Raw genomic sequence first — 17,646 nt, forward strand, 5'->3', positions numbered from 1 at the left:
CGGTCCGCGCCTACGTTGGTGCCATGACTCCACGACTCGATCTGATCGGCATCGTCACCTCCGACATGGCGGCCTCGCTCGCCTTCTACCGCAGGCTCGGCCTGGACATCCCCGCCGACGCCGACGCCGCTCCCCATGTGGAAGCCGCCCTCCCGGGCGGAATGCGGCTGGCCTGGGACACGGAGGACGTCGTGCGCTCCTTCGATCCCGGCTGGACCCCGCCGACCGGCGACCGGCTGGGCCTGAACTTCCTCTGCGACAGCCCCGCCGACGTCGACGCGGTCTACGCGGAGCTGACCGGCGCCGGGTACCGCGGCCACCTCAAGCCGTGGGACGCGACCTGGGGCCAGCGTTACGCGGTCGTGCTCGACCCGGACGGCTGCGGTGTCTCGCTGTTCGCCAACGCCGCGTAGGCACCGAGCGTGAGGCCCGCCAGATCGCGTGTCTCCCTGGCGAGATGCGCCTGGTCGGCGTAGCCCGCGACGACGGCGGCCTCCGCGTACGGCACCGACGCCCGTACGAGCGCGAGCGCGCGCTGGAGGCGCAGGACGCGGGCCAGGGTCTTGGGACCGTAACCGAAGGCGTCCAGCGAGCGGCGGTGCAGCCGCCGGGTGCCGAGGCCGACGGTCTCGGCGACGGAGGCGACCGTGCGGCCCGCGTCGAGCCCGGCCACGACGGCGCGCAGCAGCGGGTCGGGCGGGCCGGCGGCGGCCATCCGCCGCAGCGCCGCCGATTCCAGGGCGGCGGCCGGGTCGGTGGCGGCGGCGACCCGCTCGGCGGTGTCGCGGCCCTCGGAGCCCGGCCAGAGGTCGGTGAGGTCCACGCGCCGGTCGCGCAGTTCGTGCGCCGGTACGCCCAGGAGCGCGGGCGCGATGCCGGGCGCGAAGCGGACCCCGACGGCGTCGGCGAAACCGCCGCCACCGGCGCACGGCGGGTCCGGCGTGAACGCGTGGGTGTCGGGCCCGGCGACGCTCAGCCGGCCGCCGATCCAGAGCAGGTCCATGCAGCCGTCCGGCAGGACGGGGTACACGGGGCCGTCGTCCCGTTCCGGCGCTGTCCGCGTCCACACGACGACGCCCTCGACCCGCGACGCCCGTTCCCTGTACACACCTCAAGGCTAAACGCCCCGGACAGGGCCTACGGCTTCTGCTCCTTGTCGCGGCCCGCGTGGAACCGGGACTTCAGGTCGTCCGGCGGCAGGAAGCGGGACCAGCGCTCCGGGAACTCCGAGGGCATGTCCGGGTCGGGGCCGTAGTCCCCGTCGTCCGGCTCGACCGACAGCGCCTCCACGCGGGCCACCAGCTCCGCGGCCTGAGCCGCCCGCAGGCGGTCGTTGGCCGCGCGTGCCGCCGCCGTGGAGACGGACGGCCAGACCCGGTCGATGGCGGCGTTGACCGCCGCGCCGACCAGGACGGCGAAGGCCGAGATCCCTATCCACAGGAGGACCGCGATGGGCGCGGCGAGGGATCCGTAGATGGTGGGGCCCTCGACCGTACTCGTGAGATAGATCCGCAGCAGGAAGCTGCCGAAGACCCACATGCCGAGAGCCACCAGCGCGCCCGGCACATCCTCGATCCACGGCGACCGCGCGGGCACGGACACGTGGTAGAGCGTGGTCAGGAAGGCGATGGAGAGCAGGATCACCACCGGCCAGTACAGGACGCTGGCGACCTCCGTACCCCAGGGGATGAGGTCGACGACCCGGTCGGGCCCCACCACCGCCAGGGGCAGCACGACGGCGCCGATGAGCAGCGCCACGATGTACAGCAGGAAGGCGAGCAGCCGGGTGGCGACGATGCCGCGGCGGCCGTCGAGTCCGTACATCACGGTGATCGTGTCGATGAAGACGTTCACCGCCCGTGAGCCCGACCAGAGCGCGATGGCGAAGCCGATGGAGATGAGGTCGGGGCGCCCGCCGTGCGTGACGTCCGACAGGAGCGGTCTCGCGATCTGGTCGACGCCTCTGTCCGAGAGAACCGTGCCGACCGCGGTGAGGATGTTCTCCTCGATCGAGGCGACGGTGGTGGTGTTGGTCCAGTCGTCTATGTACCCGAGCAGGCCGAGAAGACCCATCATCAACGGCGGGAGGGAGAGCAGCGTGAAGAACGCCGCCTCCGCCGCGAGACCGAGAATCCGGTACTCGATGCACGAGTTGACGGTGTCCTTCAGCAGCAGCCAGGCCATCTTCCGCATGGGGACGTTGCGGTAGAGGGCACGGGCCCGGCGGAGTCGGCCCGATGGCCGCTCGGGTGTTTCGTTTGCTGCCTGCACCTCCTTACCGTAGCGGCATGACTGCCACCACCCACACAGTGACCAACCAGGTTCCGCCCCTGGTGGGATACGACGTCTTCAGCGGCGACCGGGCCCTCGTGGAGGGCCTGGAGCGGCACGCCGCGCCCGAAGTCCTCGACGAGGCACGGTCGGAGCTGTCCGCACTGGGTCTCGCGGCCGGTTCGGCACGCGTACAGGAGTGGGGGACGCAGGCCAACGAGAACCCGCCGAAGCTCCGTACGCACGACCGGTACGGCAACCGGATCGACGAGGTCGAGTTCCATCCGGCCTGGCACCAACTCCTCGACGGGGCCGTGTCGGCGGGGCTCACGGACGCCTGGGGGCGGCCGGACGGGCATCTGCGCCGGGCCGCCGGGTTCTACGTGTGGACGCAAGGAGAGGCCGGGAACGGCTGTCCGCTGTCCATGACGCACGCGGCGGTGCCCGCGCTGCGGACGGAGCCGGAGCTGGCGGCCGAGTGGGAGCCGCGGCTCACCTCGCACCGGTACGAGCCCGGTCTGCGGCCCGCCGCGGAGAAGGCCGGCGTGCTGTTCGGGATGGGCATGACGGAGAAGCAGGGCGGCAGCGACGTACGGGCCAACACGACGGCCGCGAGGCCGCTGGAGGCCGACGGGGAGTATCTGCTCACCGGGCACAAGTGGTTCTGCTCCGCGCCGATGTGCGACGGGTTCCTGGTGCTGGCGCAGGCGCCGGCCGGGCTGACGTGCTTCCTGGTGCCCCGGGTGCTGCCGGACGGGACGCGCAACGTGTTCCTGATCCAGCGGCTGAAGGACAAGCTGGGCAACCGGTCGAACGCGTCGAGCGAGGTCGAGTTCGACGGCACGTGGGCGCGCCGGGTCGGCGAGGAGGGGCGCGGGGTGCGCACCATCATCGAGATGGTGGCGGCCACTCGGGTGGACTGTGTGCTCGGATCGGCGGCGCTGATGCGCCAGTCGGTCGCCCAGGCCGTCCATCACGCCGCGCATCGCCGGGCGTTCGGGGGTGAGTTGATCGACAAGCCTTTGATGCGCAACGTACTGGCCGATCTGGCGCTGGAGTCGGAGGCGGCGACGACGCTGGCGCTGCGGCTGGCGGCGGCGCAGGACGCCGTGCAGAGCGACGGGTCGGCGGCGGAGGCGGCGTTTCTGCGGCTCGCGGTGCCGACGGCCAAGTACTGGGTGACGAAGCGGTGTACGCCGGTCGCCGCCGAAGCGCTCGAATGTCTGGGCGGCAACGGCTATGTCGAGGAGTCCGGGATGCCGCGGCTGCTGCGTGAGTCGCCGCTGAACTCGATCTGGGAGGGCTCGGGCAATGTCCAGGCGCTCGACGTGCTGCGGGCGCTCCAGCGTGAGCCGGAGGCGCTGAACGCGTTCCTCCAGGAGGTCGGCAAGGCGCGCGGCGCGGACCACCGGCTGGACGGGGCGATCAAGGACCTGCTGACCGAACTGGCCGACCTGAACGGCATCGAGGCGCGTGCGCGGCGGCTGGTGGAGCGGATGGCGCTCGTCCTGCAGGGCTCGCTGCTGGTGCGGTGGGCGCCGTCGGCGGTCGCGGACGCGTTCTGCGCGTCACGGCTGGGCGGGGACTGGGGTACGGCCTTCGGCACGCTGCCGCACAGTCTGGACCTGGAGTCGGTGGTGACGCGGGCGCGGGCGGTCTGAGCCGGCCGTCAGGGCCGTGGGTGGTGCTGCGCCGACACGGCACCACCCACGACTTGATGTAACCCTCAAGCATGGGGTGACTGTCCGCCAGGGTTGCAAGTGGTTGCAGAATATCCGGACCGCCGTACCGGGAGCGGGCCGGAACGGCACGATGGGGAGAGCGGAGCGAACTGCTCCGCATGACCCGGTCCACGTCCATGACCGGTCCACGTCCATGAATCGAGAAAGCGCCGTGCGCGGCGGGGGGCCCGATGAAGGACACATCGCTCGATCTGTCACGCCTCACGGCGATGGACGGCGCACAGGCGACGCGGCTGCTCCAGCGGATCCGGGCGGCGTCGCTGGCCGGTGACCGGCCGCCGCTGGCGCCCCGCCCGGTCATCAAGGCGTCGTGGCAGCGGATGCGGCGGCTCGGCGTCGACCCCGACCGGCAGCGGACCGGGCGGGTGGTCCTGACCACGGAGGAGCTCGAACACCGGCGTCGTACATCGGCACTCGCCGAGGTGATACGGGGCGTCACCGACGGGCTGACCGGTATCGCCGACGCGTCGCTCCAGATCCTGGTGGTCTCCGACGACCAGGGCCGCGTCCTGTGGCGCGAGGGCAACGCCAAGGTGCTGCGGCAGGCCGACGGCATCAGCCTGGCGGAAGGCGCCGCCTGGTCGGAGCAGGTCACCGGGACCAACGCCATCGGTACGGCGCTGGCCGCGCGGGCCCCGGTACAGGTCCACTCGGCCGAGCATTTCGTGCACGTCCTGACGAACTGGACCTGCGCGGCCGCGCCCGTGCACGACCCGCGTGACGGGCGGCTGCTGGGCGCCATCGACGTGAGCGGCCCGGCGACGGGGTTCCATCCGACGACGCTGGCGCTGGTCACCTCCGTCGCCAAGCTCGCCGAGAGCGAGCTGCGGGAGCGGCATCTGCGGGCCGTCGAGCGGCTGCGTTCGGTCGCGGCGCCGATCCTGTGCCGGGTCGGCGGCAGGGCGGTGGTCGTCGACACGCACGGCTGGACGGCCGCCGTGACGGGGATGGCACCGGTCGACCGGCTGCCGCTGCCCAGGTCGGTGCGGCCGGGGCGGCTCTGGCTGCCGTCCCTGGGCATGTGCACCGTGGAGCCGCTGCCCGGCGGCTGGCTGCTGACCGTGGAGGAGGAGGCGCCGCCGGACGCGCCGAGCAAGGTCGTGCTGGATCTGAGCCGGCCCCGGCGCTGGTCCGTGACCGTCTCGGGGGCGGCGGGCAGTTGGGCGCAGGAGCTGACGCCGCGCCACGCGGAGCTGCTGTACGTCCTGGCGGTGCACCGGGAGGGGCGGAGCGCGGCGGAGCTGGCGGCGGACGTCTTCGGGGACCCGACTCGGACGGTGACGGTGCGGGCCGAGATGTCCCGGGTGCGCCGTCATCTGGCGGGGGTGCTGGCCCACCGGCCGTACCGCTTCAGCGAGGAGGTCGAGGTGGAGGTCGTACGGCCCGAGCACCCGGCGGAGCTGCTGCCGCACTCGACGGCACCGGCGGTGACCGACGACCGGGACCGGCCGCACGGCGGGTGGGTCGACTAGGGCGTGTCCTTCGGATCAGGCCGGATCAGGGAGCGCCCGCCGCGCGGCGGCTGATGTCACGTCGGTGCGTGCGATCGCAAGGCGGAGGGGGGGCACGGGAGGTGCCCCCCTCGGGGCTACGGCGGAGAGCGTGCGCGCCAGGGACCGCGAGCCCGGCAGGATCCGAGAGACACGCCCCAGGGCGGGTCCGCGAAGTGGCGCCGTCCGCCCGTAGGGCGGGGCCTGCGCCCGCCGCGGAGCGGCTGATGCCTCGTCGGTGCGGTGCGTCGCAAGGCGGAGGACCGGCGTTGTGGATGGCCCGGCCGTACTCGGTCGATTCCGACAACGCGGGGGCACCTCCCGTGGCCCCCCGGGGCCTACGGGGGCGAGGCGCCGTGCCGGGCGTCGCGGGCCAGGCGGGACTTCGCGGACACGGCCCAGGGCTCGCCGGAGGGATCTCGGCGGGCGCCCGATCGTACGGTTTGGCCGGTGCGGGGACGCGTGATTCCCTGGCGACCATGAGCATCACTGTGACCACCTGGTCCCTGGAACAGACCTCCCCGGCCGATCTGCGGCCGGCCGCGGAGCCCGAGGGCGATGTACAGATCGTCCGGTCCGAGGTCCCCTCCGCGGAGTTCAGCCGGTTCCTCTACACCGCCGTCGGCGGTGACATCCGCTGGACCGACCGGCTGGCCCTGTCGTACGAGGAGTGGCACGAGGCCGTCTCCCGGCCGGGCGTCGAGACCTGGGTGGCGTACGAGAAGGGCACCCCGGCCGGCTACGTGGAGCTGGAGGCGCAGGAGGACGGCACGGTCGAGATCGTGTACTTCGGGCTCATCCCGGCCTTCCGGGGCCGCCGGATCGGCGGGCATCTGCTGTCGTACGGGGTGGCCCGCGCCTGGGACCTGGCGGAGCGCCGGCCCGGCCGGACGCCGACGAAGCGGGTCTGGCTGCACACCTGCTCCAAGGACGGGGAGCACGCGATGGACAACTATCTGCGGCGTGGCTTCACCCTCTTCGACACGAAGGTGGCTGAGGAGCCGGATGTGACGGCCCCGGGGCCGTGGGCCGGCGCCCGCCCGACCGCCCACGCCACACCCCATCTCAGCTAGCGGGACAGTCTCGTCCACATCGTGGATCGTGGTGGACTGGCCTCAGATCCGCGTGCCAGGCTTCCCCCATGTCTACAGCTGGAATTGCCTTGGTGAGTCGGCGGCACGTCGATCTCTGCCGCATGTCCAGCGCGATCTGTCGGGCGAGCTGACCACCACAGCCCCCGTCGCTCGCCCTCGCTCGTCCCGCTCGAATTTTCCTCTGCGCACCGCTGCGCCGTCAGCCCACGTGTGCAGGTCAGAGCCGCCCTCCGCAGTCCCGAAGGACGTATCCCGCCATGGCCGCCACCCCTGAGAAGCCCGCCGCCGCCACGCCCCGCCGCAAGGTGAGCCGTCACCGCGGCGAGGGGCAGTGGGCCGTTGGTCACTTCACTCCCCTCAACGCGAACGAGCAGGCCAAGAAGGACGACGACGGTCTCAATGTGCGGACACGCATTGAGACGATCTACTCGAAGGCCGGATTCGACTCGATCGACCCGGCCGACCTGCGGGGACGCATGCGCTGGTGGGGGCTGTACACCCAGCGCAAGCCCGGGATCGACGGCGGCAAGACCGCGATCCTGGAGCCGGAGGAGCTGGACGACAAGTACTTCATGCTGCGGGTCCGGATCGACGGCGGCCGGCTGACCACCGAGCAGCTGCGCGTCATCGGCCAGATCTCGCACGAGTTCGGCCGGGACACCGCCGACATCACCGACCGGCAGAACATCCAGCTGCACTGGATCCGGATCGAGGACGTCCCGGAGATCTGGCGCCGGCTGGAGGGCGTCGGACTGTCGACCACCGAAGCCTGCGGTGACACGCCCCGCGTGATCCTCGGCTCCCCGGTGGCGGGCGTGGCCGAGAACGAGATCATCGACGGCACCCCGGCGATCGACGAGATCAACGCCCGGTTCATCGGCACCAAGGAGTTCTCGAACCTCCCGCGCAAATTCAAGACGGCCATCTCAGGATCGCCGCTCCTCGATGTCGCGCACGAGATCAACGACATCGCCTTCGTCGGGGTCGAGCACCCCGACCACGGCCCCGGCTTCGACCTGTGGGTCGGCGGCGGTCTGTCGACCAACCCCAAGATCGGCCAGCGCCTCGGCGCCTGGGTCCCGCTGGACGAGGTCGCCGACGTATGGGCCGGCGTCATCGGGATCTTCCGCGACTACGGCTACCGCCGGCTGCGCACCCGCGCCCGGCTGAAGTTCCTCCTCGCCGACTGGGGCGCCGAGAAGTTCCGCCAGATCCTGCAGGACGAGTATCTGAAGCGGACACTCGTCGACGGTCCGGCGCCCGAGCGGCCCGTGGAGGAGTGGCGCGACCACGTCGGTGTGCACCGCCAGAAGGACGGCCGCTTCTACGTCGGCTTCGCGCCGCGCGTCGGCCGGGTGGACGGCCCGACCCTGAAGAAGATCGCCGACCTCGCCGAGGAACACGGCTCCGGCCGGGTACGGACCACCGTCGAGCAGAAGATGATCGTCCTCGACGTCGCCGAGGACCGGGTCGACTCGCTCGTCGCGGGCCTGGCCTCGCTCGACCTGCGGGTCAAGCCGTCGCCCTTCCGGCGCGGCACGATGGCCTGCACCGGCATCGAGTTCTGCAAGCTGGCGATCGTCGAGACCAAGGCGCGCGGCGCCTCCCTGATCGACGAACTCGAGGACCGTATCCCCGACTTCGACCAGCCGATCACCATCAACGTCAACGGCTGCCCCAACGCCTGCGCCCGGATCCAGGTCGCGGACATCGGTCTCAAGGGCCAGTTGATGCTGGACGGCGACGGCAATCAGGTCGAGGGCTACCAGGTGCACCTCGGTGGCGCGCTCGGTCTGGAGCCCGCGTTCGGCCGCAAGGTCCGCGGTCTGAAGGTCACCGCCGCCGAACTCCCCGACTACGTCGAGCGCGTGCTCACCCGCTTCAGCAAGGAGCGCGAGGCCGACGAGCGTTTCGCCACCTGGGCGGCCCGCGCGTCCGAGGAGGCGCTGTCGTGAGCGAGCGCGCCGCCCCGTTCTACTGCCCCTACTGCGGCGACGAGGACCTGCGCCCGAACGAACAGGGCCACGGCGCCTGGGAATGCGGAGCCTGCAACCGGGCCTTCCAACTGAAGTTCCTCGGGCTGCTGACCCGCGGGCTGACGACGGACGACGGAGGGGAACGGATATGACGGCTCCGACGAAGACCACGAACACGAACACGACGGATGCGGCGAACACCGACGACCGGAAGCACGCCGAACTCAAGGCGCTCGCCGAGCGAGCGGGCCGCGAACTCGAAGACGCCTCCGCCCTGGAGATCCTCACCTGGGCCACCACCACCTTCGGCGCCCGCTTCTGCGTCACCTCCTCCATGGAGGACGCGGTGGTCGCCCACCTCGCCTCCCGCGCCCTGCCCGGCGTCGACGTCGTCTTCCTCGACACCGGCTACCACTTCCCCGAGACGATCGGCACCCGCGACGCCGTCGCCGCCGTGATGGACGTCAACGTCATCACGCTCACCCCGCGCGCCACGGTCGCCGAACAGGACGCCGAGCACGGCCCGAAGCTGCACGACCGCGACCCCGACCTGTGCTGCGCCCTGCGCAAGGTCAAGCCCCTCGAAGAGGGCCTGACGGCGTACGACGCCTGGGCGACGGGCCTGCGCCGCGACGAGTCGCCGACCCGCGCCGACACCCCCGTCGTCGGCTGGGACGAGAAGCGCCGCAAGGTCAAGGTCTCGCCGATCGCCCGCTGGACGCAGGAGGACGTGGAGGCGTACGTCGCCGAACACGGCGTCCTCACCAACCCGTTGCTCCAGGACGGTTACGCCTCCGTGGGCTGCGCGCCCTGCACCCGCCGGGTGCTGGCGGGCGAGGACGCCCGCGCCGGCCGCTGGGCGGGCAACTCCAAGACCGAATGCGGGCTGCACTGATGAGCCGGACCGAGCACGGCGCGACGATCTGGCTCACCGGTCTGCCCAGCGCCGGCAAGACCACCATCGCCGTCGAACTGGCGGACCGGCTGCGCGCCGAGGGGCACCGCGTGGAGGTCCTGGACGGCGACGAGATCCGCGAATTCCTCTCCGCGGGCCTCGGCTTCAGCCGCGAGGACCGGCACACCAACGTGCAGCGGATCGGCTTCGTCGCCGAACTGCTCGCGTCGAACGGCGTCAAGGCGCTGGTGCCGGTGATCGCCCCGTACACCGACAGCCGCGAGGCGGTGCGCAAGCGCCACCAGAGCGAGGGCACCGCGTATCTGGAGGTGCATGTCGCGACTCCGGTCGAGGTGTGCTCCGTACGGGACGTGAAGGGCCTGTACGCGAAGCAGGCGGCCGGTGAGATCAGCGGTCTCACCGGCGTCGACGACCCCTACGAGGCCCCCGAGGAGCCCGACCTGCGGATCGAGTCGCACACGCAGTCCGTGCAGGAGTCCGCGGCGGCGCTCCACGCGCTGCTCACCGAGAGGGGTCTGGCCTGATGACGACGACCGTCGCATCCGTCACCGAGGGGACCGGCGGCAGCGTGGCGCCGTACGCCCTGAGCCATCTGGACGCCCTGGAGTCGGAGGGTGTGCACATCTTCCGTGAGGTGGCGGGTGAGTTCGAGCGGCCGGTGATCCTCTTCTCCGGCGGCAAGGACTCCATCGTCATGCTGCATCTGGCGCTGAAGGCGTTCGCGCCGGCGCCGGTGCCCTTCACGCTGCTGCACGTCGACACCGGTCACAACTTCCCCGAGGTGCTGGCCTACCGCGACCGTACGGTGGCCGAACACGGGCTGCGTCTGCATGTGGCGTCGGTGCAGGAGTACATCGACGCGGGCACCCTGCGCGAGCGTCCCGACGGCACCCGCAACCCGCTCCAGACCCTCCCGTTGACGGAGAAGATCCAGGCCGAGCGGTTCGACGCGGTCTTCGGCGGCGGGCGCCGCGACGAGGAGAAGGCACGCGCCAAGGAGCGGGTGTTCTCGCTGCGCGACGAGTTCTCCCAGTGGGACCCGCGCCGGCAGCGCCCCGAGCTGTGGCAGCTCTACAACGGGCGGCACGCGCCGGGCGAGCACGTGCGGGTCTTCCCGCTCTCCAACTGGACCGAGCTGGACGTGTGGCAGTACATCGCACGCGAGGGCATCGAACTGCCCGAGATCTACTTCGCGCACGAGCGTGAGGTCTTCAACCGCCACGGCATGTGGCTGACGGCCGGCGACTGGGGCGGCCCCAAGGAGGGCGAGCCCACCGAGACCCGTCTGGTGCGCTACCGCACCGTCGGCGACATGTCCTGCACGGGCGCCGTCGACTCCGAGGCCACCACGCTGGACGCCGTCATCACGGAGATCACCGCATCCCGCCTCACCGAGCGGGGCGCTTCCCGCGCCGACGACAAGATGTCCGAGGCCGCCATGGAAGACCGCAAGCGCGAAGGGTACTTCTAACCATGACGACCACCGGGCCCCCGGCCACCGAGCAGTTGGCCGAGCAGTTGTCGGCCACCACCCTGCTGCGCTTCGCCACCGCCGGATCCGTCGACGACGGCAAGTCCACGCTGGTGGGGCGGCTCCTGCACGACTCGAAGTCCGTGCTCACCGACCAGTTGGAGGCCGTCGAGCGCGCCTCGCTCGGCCGCGGCCAGGACACGCCCGACCTCGCGCTGCTGACCGACGGGCTGCGCGCCGAGCGCGAGCAGGGCATCACCATCGATGTCGCCTACCGCTACTTCGCCACGCCCCGGCGCCGGTTCATCCTCGCCGACACCCCCGGGCATGTGCAGTACACGCGGAACATGGTGACCGGCGCCTCCACGGCCGAGCTGGCCGTCGTGCTGGTCGACGCGCGTAACGGGGTGGTCGAGCAGACCCGCCGGCACGCGGCCGTCGCGGCCCTGCTCCGGGTCCCGCACGTGGTGCTCGCCGTCAACAAGATGGACCTCGTGGAGTACGCGGAGCCCGTGTTCGCCGCGATCGCCAAGGAGTTCACCGCGTACGCCGCCACGCTCGGCGTCCCCGAGATCACGGCGATCCCGATCTCGGCGCTGACCGGGGACAACGTGGTGGAGCCCTCGGCGAACATGGACTGGTACGGCGGGCCGACCGTCCTGGAGCACCTGGAGACCGTCGCCGTCAGCCACGACCTGTCCGGCTGCCCGGCCCGCTTCCCCGTCCAGTACGTCATCCGCCCGCAGAGCGCCGAACACCCCGACTACCGCGGCTACGCGGGCCAGATCGCCTCCGGTGTGCTGCGCGTCGGCGAGGCCGTGACCGTGCTGCCCTCGGGCCGTACCAGCACCGTCGAGGGCATCGACGCGCTCGGCGAGAGCGTCGACATCGCGTGGGCACCGCAGTCGGTGACGATCCGGCTCAGCGACGACGTGGACGTCTCGCGCGGCGATCTGATCGCGCCCAGCTCCGGGGTCCCCGCCATCACCCGGGACGTCGAGGCGACCGTCTGCCATGTCGCCGACCGGCCGCTGACCGTCGGCCAGCGGGTGCTGCTGAAGCACACCACCCGCACGGTGAAGGCGATCGTCAAGGACATCCCGTCCCGGCTCACCCTGGACGACCTGTCCCAGCACCCGGCGCCGGCGCAGCTCGTCGCCAACGACATCGGCCGGGTGGTGATCCGTACGGCCGAGCCGCTGGCGCTCGACGCGTACCGCGACTCCCGCCGTACCGGCTCCTTCCTCCTGATCGACCCGGCCGACGGCACCACGCTGGCGGCCGGCATGGCGGGCGACTCGTTCGCCGCCGAGCCGCCGCCCGTCGAGGCGGACACCGACGACGACGAGGGCTGGGACTTCTGATGCCCGTGGACATGTTCGCGACGTTCGCGAAGGAGGGCGGCCGGGTCGGCAGCGGCGCCCTCGGCGCGGGGACCGGCGGGGTGGCGCGATGTGCGCGCTGACGTACGCGCACCGCACGCGCGCCCAGAGAACCCGCGACATCGCGGTGCCATGCCCGCAGTACCCGTATCGCCGAAGACCTTCCGACACTGCCGACCGCCCGGCCACGCCGCCTCGTCACCGAGGGACGTGAGCACGGGCCGACGAGAGGAAACCCTCCCGTGCCAGCCACCCGTACCGCCCTGCGCCGCCGACGTACCCTCGCCGCGGTAGCCGCCCTGCCCCTGCTCGCCGTGGTCCTCGGCGCCTGCGGCTACGGCTCCGACAGCGAGAAGGACGACAAGGTCGCCCCCGCCGCCGAGGGCGAGAAGATCGGCGGCCTCGGCGAGGTGAAGATCGGCTACTTCGCCAACATCACCCATGCCACCGCGCTGGTCGGCCTCCAGGAGGGCCTGATCCAGAAGGAGTTGGGCGGCACCAAGATCAAGCCGCAGGTCTTCAACGCGGGCCCCTCGGAGATCGAGGCGCTCAACGCGGGCGCGATAGACATCGGCTGGATCGGCCCCTCCCCCTCGATCAACGGCTTCACCAAGTCGAAGGGCCAGAACCTCCGGATCATCTCGGGCTCGGCCTCCGGCGGTGTCTCGCTCGTCGTCAACCCGAAGAAGATCAAGTCCCTGGACGACCTCAAGGGCAAGCGCATCGCGACGCCGCAGCTCGGCAACACGCAGGACGTGGCGCTGCTCAACTACCTGTCGGACAAGGGCCTGAAGGTCGACACGAACACCGGCAAGGGTGATGTCACCGTCATCCGCCAGGACAACAAGCAGATCCCCGCGTCCTTCGAGTCCGGTTCGCTGGACGGCGCCTGGGTGCCCGAGCCGACCGCGTCGAAGCTGGTCGCGGGCGGCGGTTCGGTGCTGCTGGACGAGAAGAAGCTGTGGAAGGACGGCAAGTTCGTCATCACGAACGTGATCGTCTCCCAGAAGTTCCTCAAGGAGCACCCGGACGTCGTCGAGGCCGTGCTGCGCGGTTCGGTGAAGACCAACGCCTGGATCAACGAGAACCCGGACGAGGCCAAGACGGCGGCCAACGCCAAGCTGAAGGCGGACTCGGGGGCGGCGCTGCCGCCCCAGGTGATCGACCCGGCGTGGAAGAACGTCGACATCACCGACGACCCGCTGGCCTCCACGCTGAGCGTGTCGTCCGAGCACGCCGTGAAGGCGGGGCTGCTCGAAGACCCGCTGCTCGACGGGATCTACGACCTGACGCTGCTCAACAAGGTGCTGAAGGCGGACGGGAAGCCCGCGATCGACGACGCCGGTCTCGGCGTCAAGTAGCCGGGCCCGAGCAGCCGTTCGACCCGTCCCGCAACCGGACCGCCCCCAGGAGGTGCGACTCATGGCCACCACTCTCGTCAAGCAGGCCACCACCGTCGGCACACAGCCGTACGCCACCCGTCTCGACCATGTGTCCAAGTCGTTCGGCCGGCCCGGCGCCCAGCAGCTCGTGCTCGACGACGTCAGCATCGATGTGGCGCACGGCGAGTTCGTGACCCTGCTGGGGGCGTCCGGCTGCGGCAAATCCACTCTGCTCAATCTGGTCGCCGGGCTCGACCTGCCGTCGTCGGGGGAGATCGACGTTCCCGGCGGCCGGCCGGCCCTGATGTTCCAGGAGCACGCGCTGTTCCCGTGGCTCACCGCGGGCAAGAACATCGAACTCGCCCTGAAGATGCGGGGCATGCCCAAGGCCGAGCGCCGTGGCGAGGCCGAGCGGCTCCTTGAGCTGGTACGGCTGAAGGGCGCGTACGGCAAGCGGGTGCACGAGCTGTCCGGCGGTATGCGCCAGCGGGTCGCGCTGGCCCGCGCGCTGGCGCAGGACAGCCAACTGCTGCTGATGGACGAGCCGTTCGCCGCGCTCGACGCCATCACCCGGGACGTGCTGCACGAGGAGCTGACCCGGATCTGGGCCGAGACGAACGTGTCGGTCCTCTTCGTCACGCACAACGTACGCGAGGCCGTCCGGCTCGCGGAGCGCGTGGTGCTGATGTCGTCCCGGCCGGGGCGGATCGCGCGGGAGTGGCGGATCGACATCCCGCAGCCGCGCCGGATCGAGGACGCCGCGGTGGCGGACCTGTCGGTGGAGATCACCGAGGAGCTGCGTGGGGAGATTCGCCGCCATGGCCAGAACTGAAACGGGGACCTCCGGGGCTCCGGCGGCTCCGAGGGGCGCGGTGTCCAAGGAGGACCTGGCGGGCCTGGAGGCCGGCCTGGACGCGCTGGAGACCAGGACCACCGAGCGGGTGTCGCTCGGCAGCATCCTGCTCTCCAAGCTTCTACCGCCGCTCGTGGCGGTCGTCCTGGTGGTCACGGCCTGGCAGCTCGCCGCCGCCTCCGACCTCAAGCCCGACTACGTACTGCCCGGGCCGCTCGACGTCTGGGGCTCCATCGAGGACATGTGGCTGGACGGCACGCTGCTCGGCTACATCTGGACCAGCGTCTCGCGGGGCGCGCTGGGCTTCGCCGTCTCCGTCGCCATCGGTACGCCGCTGGGGCTGCTGGTCGCGCGGGTGAAGGTGGTACGGGCCGCGATCGGGCCGATCCTGTCCGGGCTCCAGTCGCTGCCCTCGGTGGCGTGGGTGCCCGCGGCGATCATCTGGTTCGGGCTGACCGACGCCACGATCTACGCGGTGGTGCTGCTGGGCGCCGTACCGTCCATCGCCAACGGCCTGGTGGCCGGTGTCGACCAGATCCCGCCGCTGTATCTGCGGGCCGGCCGGACCATCGGCGCGACCGGGATCAACGGCATCCGGCATGTGCTGCTGCCCGCGGCCCTGCCCGGCTATCTGGCAGGCTTGAAGCAGGGCTGGGCGTTCTCGTGGCGTTCGCTGATGGCCGCCGAGCTGATCGCCAGCTCGCCGGACCTCGGTACGGGACTCGGCCAGCTCATGGAGAACTTCCGCACCTACAGCGACATGTCCGGTGTGCTGGCCACGATCATCCTCATCCTGATCGTCGGTATCGGCATCGACCTGTTGTTCTTCTCGCCCCTGGAGCGCCGCGTCCTGCGCAGCCGCGGTCTCCTGGTCAGGAGCTGATCCCCGTGCCCCGTACGCCCGGCAGGCCCGTGCTCGTCGTCGTCGCGCACGGCAGCCGCGACCCGCGGCACGCCGCGACCGTGCACGCGCTGCTTCGCCGCGTGCGCGCGCTGCGTCCGGGGCTGCGGGTGGAGGCGGGCTTCCTGGACTTCAACACCCCTTCGGTGCCCGCGGTGTTGGAACGGCTGGACGCGGAGGGCGTACGGGACGTGGTGGCGCTGCCGCTGCTGCTGACCCGGGCGTTCCACGCCAAGTCCGACATCCCGGCCGTGCTGCGCGAGGTACGGGCGCGGCTGCCCCGACTGGCCGTACGGCAGGCCGACGTCCTCGGCCCGTCGTCACTGCTGACGGACGCGCTGGAGCGGCGGTTGTACGAGGCCGGGCTCACGCCCGGCGACAAGGGCTCGACCGGGGTCGTCCTGGCCTCGGCGGGCTCCAGCGACCCGGAGGCGATCGCGGTGATCGCCCATGTCGCGCGGGAGTGGCGTCGCACCGGTTGGTGCGCCGTGCGACCCGCGTTCGCCTCCGCCTCCTTGCCGCGCACGGAGGACGCCGTGCGCGAGCTGCGGGCGGAGGGGGTACGGCGGGTGGCCGTGGCCCCGTACGTGATCGCCCCCGGCCGCCTCCCCGACCGCATCGCGCGGGGCGCGCACGAGTCGGGCGCGGACGTACTGGCCGATGTACTGGGCCCCGCACCGGAGTTGGCGCGGCTGCTGGTGCGGCGGTACGAGGCGGCGAAGGCGGTCAGGGAACTGGCGTCCGTCTGATTCTCCGGGGCGGTCGGGCGGTCGTGCGAGCGGTCGGTCTGTCATCCGGGCGGTCGGCCCGTCGATCGGTCAGCTGAAGTCGAGACCACCGGTGCGGGTGCGCTTCAGCTCGAAGAAGTCCGGGTGGCGGGCGAGCACCCGGAAGCTGTCGAAGAGCCGGACGGCTTCCGCACCGCGCGGGATCGCCCGCAGGACGGGCCCGAACCAGACCGTTCCGTCGACATGGATGGTCGGCGTACCGACGTACGCGTCGGCGGCCGGGTCCTTGCCCGCGTCGTGGCTGCGGCCCACGGCCTCGTCGTACGACGGGTCGTGCGCGGCCTCCGCGAGATCGGCGGGCAGTCCCAGCTCGGCCAGGGCCTCGGCGACGACCGCGTCGAAGTCCTCGTTCTTCCGCTCGTGGATCCGGGTGCCGAGCGCGGTGTAGAGGTCACGCAGTACGCCGTCCCCCCGGCGCTGCGCGGCGGCCACGGCGACCCGCACCGGCCCGATGGACCGGTCCACCAGATCCCGGTACCAGTCGGGCAGCTCGTTGCCGGCGTTGTGCAGATAGAGGCTCATGACGTGGAAGCGCAGGTCGAGCGGTTGATGCCGCTCGACCTCCAGCATCCAGCGCGAGGTGATCCAGGCGAACGGGCAGGCGGGATCGAAGTAGAAGTCGACGGTGGTGCGGGGCTCTTGATCGCTCATACCCGCGAGGCTAGACGGCCGATGGCCCCGTCCCACGGGCCATTCGTGTGGCGATCGGGTGGGCCACTTCGCGCGGCCCCGGTACGTCGGGGAATCAGGGGGTCAGGGCGTCCAGTGCGGGTCGCGGCCGCTCGCCGCCAGTGCGCGGGCGAAGGTGCCGGCCGTCGCGGGGACCCGGACGGGATCGGCGAAGCCGTCGTACTCGCGGTACATCCCGGCGTACTCCTCCACCACGCCGAGGACGAACGCCGCCGTCTCCTCCGAGAGCCGGACGTCCTGGCCCGTGGCTCGCGCCAACTCCCAGCCGTGCAGCGCCATTTCGAGGGTCATGAGGGCGGCCACGGCGGTCGCCGGGGTCGCTCCCCCGCCCGCACCGATCTCCCCCTCCCAGACGGCCGGATCCGCCCAGGCGGTGACGGCGCGGTCCAGCGCGACCCGGTAATGCTCGGGCCATTCCGGGTCCGTCGTGAAGTCGCGCGCGGTGAGTGTCTCCGGCATCTCCGTGCGGTGGGCGCGGTGCTCCAGGCCGTGCGAGGTATAGAGCACCAGATGGTTGGCCAGGGCCCGGACGTCCCACTCCGCGCTGGGTGTGGGCGCCGTGAGGCGGTCCTTGGGGACGGCGGCCGCGATCCGGGCGGCCTCGGCCGCGCACTCCCGCATCGCCGGGTACACCGTGCTGTCGTTGTTCATGCCCCCAGCGTAGGAATCGCGCGGGACGGTGGTCTTGAA

General features: G+C 71.6%; 19 protein-coding genes. 15 read left to right on the forward strand and 4 right to left on the reverse strand.

What is annotated here, in order from left to right:
• The first annotated feature begins 23 nt into the window (after positions 1–23).
• Entirely contained in the window at positions 24–413 is a 390-nt protein-coding gene (locus ACFUN8_RS01460) for a VOC family protein (protein WP_383629949.1), read from the forward strand.
• Here ACFUN8_RS01460 and ACFUN8_RS01465 read toward each other — a convergent pair.
• Positions 353–1,108 carry a helix-turn-helix domain-containing protein gene (locus ACFUN8_RS01465; protein ID WP_383629951.1) on the reverse strand — a complete coding sequence of 252 codons (756 nt, stop codon included), beginning with the start codon at positions 1,106–1,108 and terminating at the stop codon, positions 353–355. The two genes, ACFUN8_RS01460 and ACFUN8_RS01465, sit on opposite strands and share 61 nt — an antisense overlap.
• A gap of 29 nt (positions 1,109–1,137) precedes the next feature.
• Positions 1,138–2,271 (reverse strand): YihY/virulence factor BrkB family protein, encoded by a 1,134-nt coding sequence (locus ACFUN8_RS01470; RefSeq protein ID WP_383629953.1) that lies wholly within the window; start codon positions 2,269–2,271, stop codon positions 1,138–1,140.
• 17 nt (positions 2,272–2,288) lie between these two features.
• On the opposite strand from ACFUN8_RS01470, the gene ACFUN8_RS01475 reads away from it, so the two are divergent.
• From ACFUN8_RS01475 to ACFUN8_RS01540, 14 genes are all read left to right on the forward strand, one after another.
• Positions 2,289–3,932 carry an acyl-CoA dehydrogenase family protein gene (locus ACFUN8_RS01475; protein ID WP_383629955.1) on the forward strand — a complete coding sequence of 548 codons (1,644 nt, stop codon included), beginning with the start codon at positions 2,289–2,291 and terminating at the stop codon, positions 3,930–3,932.
• Positions 3,933–4,183: 251 nt separating this feature from the next.
• Positions 4,184–5,485 (forward strand): GAF domain-containing protein, encoded by a 1,302-nt coding sequence (locus ACFUN8_RS01480; protein WP_383629957.1) that lies wholly within the window; start codon positions 4,184–4,186, stop codon positions 5,483–5,485.
• A 497-nt stretch (positions 5,486–5,982) separates the two neighbouring features.
• Entirely contained in the window at positions 5,983–6,576 is a 594-nt protein-coding gene (locus ACFUN8_RS01485) for a GNAT family N-acetyltransferase (RefSeq protein WP_383629959.1), read from the forward strand.
• Between the two features lie 68 nt (positions 6,577–6,644).
• Positions 6,645–6,728, forward strand: coding sequence for a putative leader peptide (locus tag ACFUN8_RS01490; RefSeq protein WP_329082446.1), 84 nt, complete (start codon positions 6,645–6,647; stop codon positions 6,726–6,728).
• Between the two features lie 126 nt (positions 6,729–6,854).
• Positions 6,855–8,552, forward strand: coding sequence for a nitrite/sulfite reductase (locus ACFUN8_RS01495; protein WP_383629961.1), 1,698 nt, complete (start codon positions 6,855–6,857; stop codon positions 8,550–8,552).
• Complete coding sequence (locus ACFUN8_RS01500) at positions 8,549–8,725, forward strand: hypothetical protein (protein ID WP_189106622.1); 177 nt, start codon at positions 8,549–8,551, stop codon at positions 8,723–8,725. Before ACFUN8_RS01495 ends, ACFUN8_RS01500 begins: the two co-directional genes overlap by 4 nt.
• Positions 8,722–9,468, forward strand: a complete 747-nt coding sequence (locus ACFUN8_RS01505) for a phosphoadenylyl-sulfate reductase (protein ID WP_383629964.1) — start codon at positions 8,722–8,724, stop codon at positions 9,466–9,468. The genes ACFUN8_RS01500 and ACFUN8_RS01505 overlap by 4 nt, the downstream gene beginning before the upstream one ends.
• On the forward strand, positions 9,468–10,013 hold the full coding sequence (cysC, locus tag ACFUN8_RS01510) for an adenylyl-sulfate kinase (RefSeq protein ID WP_383629966.1): 546 nt from the start codon (positions 9,468–9,470) through the stop codon (positions 10,011–10,013). Before ACFUN8_RS01505 ends, cysC begins: the two co-directional genes overlap by 1 nt.
• Complete coding sequence (gene cysD / locus ACFUN8_RS01515) at positions 10,013–10,960, forward strand: sulfate adenylyltransferase subunit CysD (protein WP_383629968.1); 948 nt, start codon at positions 10,013–10,015, stop codon at positions 10,958–10,960. Before cysC ends, cysD begins: the two co-directional genes overlap by 1 nt.
• A gap of 2 nt (positions 10,961–10,962) precedes the next feature.
• Entirely contained in the window at positions 10,963–12,324 is a 1,362-nt protein-coding gene (locus ACFUN8_RS01520) for a sulfate adenylyltransferase subunit 1 (protein ID WP_383629970.1), read from the forward strand.
• Positions 12,325–12,584: 260 nt separating this feature from the next.
• Positions 12,585–13,703: an ABC transporter substrate-binding protein gene (locus ACFUN8_RS01525; protein WP_383629972.1), complete on the forward strand. Its 1,119-nt coding sequence runs from the start codon at positions 12,585–12,587 to the stop codon at positions 13,701–13,703.
• A 61-nt stretch (positions 13,704–13,764) separates the two neighbouring features.
• A complete protein-coding gene (locus ACFUN8_RS01530) occupies positions 13,765–14,556 on the forward strand; it encodes an ABC transporter ATP-binding protein (RefSeq protein WP_382560406.1) in 792 nt (263 codons plus the stop codon).
• Positions 14,543–15,460 (forward strand): ABC transporter permease, encoded by a 918-nt coding sequence (locus ACFUN8_RS01535; protein ID WP_383629974.1) that lies wholly within the window; start codon positions 14,543–14,545, stop codon positions 15,458–15,460. The genes ACFUN8_RS01530 and ACFUN8_RS01535 overlap by 14 nt, the downstream gene beginning before the upstream one ends.
• A gap of 5 nt (positions 15,461–15,465) precedes the next feature.
• Entirely contained in the window at positions 15,466–16,227 is a 762-nt protein-coding gene (locus ACFUN8_RS01540) for a sirohydrochlorin chelatase (protein ID WP_383629976.1), read from the forward strand.
• Between the two features lie 69 nt (positions 16,228–16,296).
• Here the strand turns inward: ACFUN8_RS01540 and ACFUN8_RS01545 are convergent, their stop codons facing one another.
• Together ACFUN8_RS01545 and ACFUN8_RS01550 are read right to left on the reverse strand one after the other, a co-directional pair.
• Positions 16,297–16,917 carry a DsbA family protein gene (locus ACFUN8_RS01545; protein WP_383629978.1) on the reverse strand — a complete coding sequence of 207 codons (621 nt, stop codon included), beginning with the start codon at positions 16,915–16,917 and terminating at the stop codon, positions 16,297–16,299.
• A 102-nt stretch (positions 16,918–17,019) separates the two neighbouring features.
• Positions 17,020–17,607: a TIGR03086 family metal-binding protein gene (locus ACFUN8_RS01550; RefSeq protein ID WP_383629980.1), complete on the reverse strand. Its 588-nt coding sequence runs from the start codon at positions 17,605–17,607 to the stop codon at positions 17,020–17,022.
• Positions 17,608–17,646: the final 39 nt, after the last annotated feature.

It is taken from the genome of Streptomyces sp. NPDC057307 (assembly GCF_042667665.1).
Taxonomy (GTDB): domain Bacteria; phylum Actinomycetota; class Actinomycetes; order Streptomycetales; family Streptomycetaceae; genus Streptomyces.